Annotated in this window: 5 protein-coding genes and 1 tRNA gene; 3 read left to right on the top strand and 3 right to left on the bottom strand. The window is 44.6% G+C overall.

From position 1 onward, the window contains the following. Together PGX78_RS06295 and PGX78_RS06290 are read left to right on the top strand one after the other, a co-directional pair. A partial coding sequence (locus PGX78_RS06295; RefSeq protein ID WP_442864804.1) for an electron transfer flavoprotein subunit beta/FixA family protein occupies positions 1-325 on the top strand: 325 nt, incomplete at its 5' end. A 14-nt stretch (positions 326-339) separates the two neighbouring features. After that, on the top strand, positions 340-1,338 hold the full coding sequence (locus PGX78_RS06290; RefSeq protein WP_270445928.1) for an electron transfer flavoprotein subunit alpha/FixB family protein: 999 nt from the start codon (positions 340-342) through the stop codon (positions 1,336-1,338). 52 nt (positions 1,339-1,390) lie between these two features. On the opposite strand, the gene PGX78_RS06285 is transcribed toward PGX78_RS06290, so the two are convergent. Next, positions 1,391-1,969, bottom strand: a complete 579-nt coding sequence (locus tag PGX78_RS06285) for a DUF3862 domain-containing protein (protein ID WP_270445927.1) — start codon at positions 1,967-1,969, stop codon at positions 1,391-1,393. A gap of 502 nt (positions 1,970-2,471) precedes the next feature. On the opposite strand from PGX78_RS06285, the gene PGX78_RS06280 reads away from it, so the two are divergent. After that, positions 2,472-3,713, top strand: coding sequence for an inverse autotransporter beta domain-containing protein (locus PGX78_RS06280; RefSeq protein ID WP_270445926.1), 1,242 nt, complete (start codon positions 2,472-2,474; stop codon positions 3,711-3,713). Between the two features lie 61 nt (positions 3,714-3,774). On the opposite strand, the gene PGX78_RS06275 is transcribed toward PGX78_RS06280, so the two are convergent. Together PGX78_RS06275 and PGX78_RS06270 are read right to left on the bottom strand one after the other, a co-directional pair. Next, a tRNA-Leu gene (locus PGX78_RS06275) sits at positions 3,775-3,858 on the bottom strand. Between the two features lie 48 nt (positions 3,859-3,906). Further along, on the bottom strand, positions 3,907-4,632 hold a 726-nt coding region (locus PGX78_RS06270; protein WP_270445924.1), incomplete at its 5' end, for an exodeoxyribonuclease III.

Genomic DNA, 4,632 nt, shown 5'->3' with positions numbered 1-4,632 from the left:
GATTATTACGCGTAAAAATCGCGGCGGCACGGAAAAGGTAAAAGCCCCTCTGCCGCTGGTATGCTCCGTATCCGAAACGGCAAATACTCCGAGATCCGCTAATATCAGAGGTAAAATGAATGCGAAGAAAGCCGTTTTTGATACTTGGCGGTTAGAAGATTTGGGGTTAGCTCCCGAAGAAGCGGGGAAGGCCGGATCGGCTACTGCCGTTGCGGGCGTCTTTGCACCGGAAAAACATACAGTAGGTATTATAATTGAAGGTGCCGATGAAAAGGCGGCTATAGCCGAATTATTCAAAAAATTGGCCGCCGACCATATCGTATAAGGAGGGAATCGTAAATGGATATCAAACAAAGTGTTTGGGTATATATTGAAACGGAAGACGGTAAGGTCGAACAAATCAGTCAGGAACTTTTGGGTAAGGGCCGCGAACTGGCGGATGCCAAGGGGAAAAAGCTGGTAGCTCTCGTCTTATCGGGAGAAGAAGCGGCAGCAAAAGAAGCTATCGGTTACGGTGCCGACTGCGCTTTAGTTGTGGATAATGAAGAACTGAAGTCTTATGATTCGTCCTTATATACGACGGCGGTTCGGGAATTAATCGAAAAGTATGAACCGAACGTTCTTTTAATCGGGGCATCCTATAACGGCAGAGATTTGGGAGGTCGCTTATCGGCTGCTGCCGACTTGGGACTTGTAGCCGATTGCATCGATTGCCGCTATGAAGGTGACGGAGATGACATTACATGGATTCGACCGGCCTTTACGGGCAAGCTGTATGTGAAGATTTTGACGACGACACGGCCTCAGTTAGCGACTGTAAGTGCCAAGATATTCCGTGGTAATAAACTTGACTCGTCTCGTAGCGGCGAAGTTCTTCATGAAAAGGTGGACTTACAGGGGCAGAAGGCTTTGCAGGAAGTTGTCTCTTTTGAACCCTTACCGGTAGAAGAACAGGAACTTACTGTTGAGACGGCGGATATTGTCGTCGGTGCCGGTCGCGGTGTAGGTGATGAAGAAGGCTTTGAAAAGGTAAAGGAATTTGCAGCATCCGTCGGTGCAGCCTTGGGTGTGTCGAAACCCCTTGTAGATAACGGTTGGGCAACTCATGACCAGCAAATCGGTATTACAGGGAAGAAGATTGCTCCTAAGATTTATATTGCCTTAGGGATATCCGGTGCTATTCAGCATAAGTTGGGCTTAGCTGAAGCGCCTATGATTATTGCCGTCAATAAGGATCCGGATGCACCTATTTTCGAATTCGCTCATTACGGCATTGTCGGTGACTTGTTTGAAGCTATGCCTGCTTTGGAAAAAGAATTTGCCAAGTATAAATCATAGATAAAAGTAAAACGGTTCGGTCAACAGACCGAACCGTTTTGTGTTTTTTTTCCTATTTTAAATTGGATTGTGCTTTGGCACTTACCGTATTATTTGTAAAGGTGAGCTGTACGCTTGACTGGTCGTCGTTCATCCAAATATAAACCTTTGCATTCGTACCCATTATTTCGGCATCGCTTAACAAATAACCTTCGCGGTTATTCAGGGTTTCTTTTACTTGGTCGTAAGTCATGCCGGGTTGTACCTTGTTAAACTGGTCGAGTTTAATCGTTTCCCCGTTAGCTTTGAAAAAGCTCGGGCTGACCATGGCCTTGGTGATCAGGGCTCCGTTTTGGAAGAGAGCCGTCACACCCGTAGTGCCTTCTTTCCAGTCATAGGCCTGTGTTTTAATGCCGGCTACTTCATTTTCCGTAGACAAGGTACCTTCGCTTCCGAGTGCTTTTTTTACGTCATCATACGAAGCACCCATAGGGATGGCCAGGAATTTTTCGTATGCCTGCATTTCCGGGCTCTTTTGTTCCTGCTTTGCATTGTCGCCGCTCTTGTCACCGTTTGAGTTGCCGCAGCCTGCCATAAAGGTGCAAGCCAAAAGGCCGGCCATGACGAGAGCACTGATTTTTTTCTTGTTCATGGGAATCACTCCTTGAATATATTTTTAGGCAAAAGCCGTAAAACCGTGGGGATACGCAGCGATTAAGTCTATAACAAAAAATGAGATGCAATACCGATTAATCGCACATTTATCATATTAAATAAGAATACAATAGTCAACTAAAAAGCAGATATAAACAAAAAGGTTCTATAATAAATGTTGGGGTCAGTATCGAACAGGTGCTGACATATTAAAGGGGAATTTATTACCCGTTTCTACTGTAAAATCGATGGCTGCTTCCGAACCCGTATCCTGTTGTTGAGCCAAAAAACGGCGACGAACACAATGGCGTTCGTCGCCGAGAAAAAATCGTCGGTTAGTTAGCTACCGACATTTGCAAAAGAGCCGTTTATTTTATGTGAAAATTATCATAACTGTATAGCTTTATTATGCATAATAGTGTTGACTGTGATTGAATTTGTATATACAATAAGAATAAAGTGGAGATTTTATTGTTAATATAATCGGGAGAAGATATACAGTGAAAAAAACTTTAATCATGAAGGCAGCCGTCTTGGGGACTATAGCCTGTTGTTCATTCAGTGGCCCCGGAATAGCGGCGAACATTCAAGACACGAATGAGATAGGAGTTGGCCGGACGGCAGTAGATGAAGCAAAACGGGAGGCCGTTCATTCGACGTGGATGGATCGCACTGATGTAGTTATAGGTATCGGACCGAAATCTACTGAAGAAACTGCTGGTCACAGGTGGCATAATTTTACTTATGATCGCCCGTCTACCGTCACTTCGGATAAATCTAAATCCACTGAGTTAAATAAATTCTATATTGAGACCTTACAACCGATCACTCATTATGATGAAAATTCCAAGAGCGTTGTCTTTGTGCAGGGGCGTATCGGTCGTAGCGGTGAAAAAATATCTTCCAGTAAATTAAGTAACTATTGGATTCCGGCTAGGCCGGCAGGTACCTTTACGATACATGAACGTCAAAGAAATAAAGAGGAATCCCTAGGCGTCACGGCGAATGTCGGTGTCGGGTATCGCCGTCTCAGCAAACATGAACATTCTTACGTGGGGGCGAATGCTTTTTATGACCACGCGTTCAAGAATGGCTACAAGCGGATTAGCGGCGGCATAGAATATGTTGCGGGATATAATGAAGTGTATGCCAATATATACCGTAACTTAGGGACTCATAACAGAAAATATATAGGGTTATACGGTCGAAGCATTATTTTAGGTGATCCGACAGGATTATATCCCTATGGCAGGGATCCCGATACCAGTCTTTATGATTATGCTATAGTTGATTATGAAAATCATTGGAAGCTGGTAGAAAATGTTGCTGCAAGCGGTTTTGATATCGGCTATGCACGGACCTTTAAAAATGTTCGATGGGCTCGTGTTTATGCGGACTATTATAACTGGCGCGGCCGCTCTGCCGTACGGGTAGGCTATGGGAAATTGGATCGCAGGGAGGCTGTCAGGGGGATGAAGTTCGGTGCGGAATTACATATTACCCCGCATCTCACTTTGAATGCAGGGTATCAGACGAATTCACTCCATTTGAACGGACCTTATGCGACCTTAACCTATACCATCGGTGCATCCAAGTTTGCCTGGTTCGGCGGAAAACATAGTGACAATGTTATTACAACGGCTCGTTCCAAGATGCTTGATAGAGTACATCGCAGCGACATGGTTGTCCATGATATCGTCCTGGAAGATTATGATCATGGTGTCGTCGATGTCGGTTTATAGATTCGTAAGTTAACAAACTTGATGAAATGAAAAAGCTGTGCCTTGTAGGGCACAGCTTTTTTGGTGCGAGTGGAGGGATTTGAACCCTCACGTCGTAAGACGCCGGATCCTAAGTCCGGTGCGTCTGCCGTTCCGCCACACTCGCATGCCGGATTTTATTGTAACACGGCTGTTTTCACGGAGTCAAACTATACTATTCGATGACCAGACCTACAGGGCAGTGGTCACTGCCTTCAATATTCGTATAAATAAGGGCTTCTTTTAAGCGACTGTCTAAAGCGGATGAAGTAATGAAGTAATCGATACGCCAACCGGAGTTGTTCTGTCTGGCCTTAAAACGATAAGACCACCAGGAGTAGACGCCTTTTTTGTCGGGATAGAAGTAGCGCCATGTATCCGTAAATCCGGCAGCGAGAAGTTCGGTCATTTTAGCTCGTTCTTCATCGGAGAAGCCTGCATTTTTGCGATTTGTCTTCGGATTTTTCAAATCTATTTCTTCGTGAGCCACATTTAAATCGCCACAGAAAATGACAGGTTTGGTTCGATTCAATTCGGTCACATAGTTGCGAAAGTCGTCTTCCCACCGCATCCGATAATCCAGGCGAGCTAATTCACTTTGGCTGTTGGGGGTGTAACAGGTAATAAAATAGAAGTCTTCAAACTCTAAGGTAATAAGGCGTCCTTCATGGTCATGTTCATCAATATTCATACCGTAAGAGACGGAAAGCGGTTTTATACGCGTAAAAATTGCCGTGCCGCTATAGCCTTTTTTATCGGCATAATTCCAGTATTGTTCATAGTCTGGCAGGTCCATTTCTATTTGACCGGCTTGTAGCTTCGTTTCCTGTAGACAGAAAATATCCGCATCCAGTTCTTTAAATATTTCGGGAAATCCCTTTTTCATAACGGCACGCAGCCC

It is taken from the genome of Megasphaera sp. AF13-6AC, assembly GCF_027685385.1.
Classification (GTDB): Bacteria; Bacillota; Negativicutes; order Veillonellales; family Megasphaeraceae; genus Megasphaera; species Megasphaera micronuciformis.
The sequence above is the reverse complement of the archived record's forward strand: the minus strand, read 5'-3'. Positions and strand labels throughout refer to the sequence as shown.

Excerpts from the sequence above, each read along its gene's own strand:
- PGX78_RS06285 (WP_270445927.1), bottom strand. The coding sequence starts at position 1,969 with ATGAACAAGAAAAAAATCAGTGCTCTCGTCATGGCCGGCCTTTTGGCT.
- PGX78_RS06290 (WP_270445928.1), top strand. The coding sequence starts at position 340 with ATGGATATCAAACAAAGTGTTTGGGTATATATTGAAACGGAAGACGGT.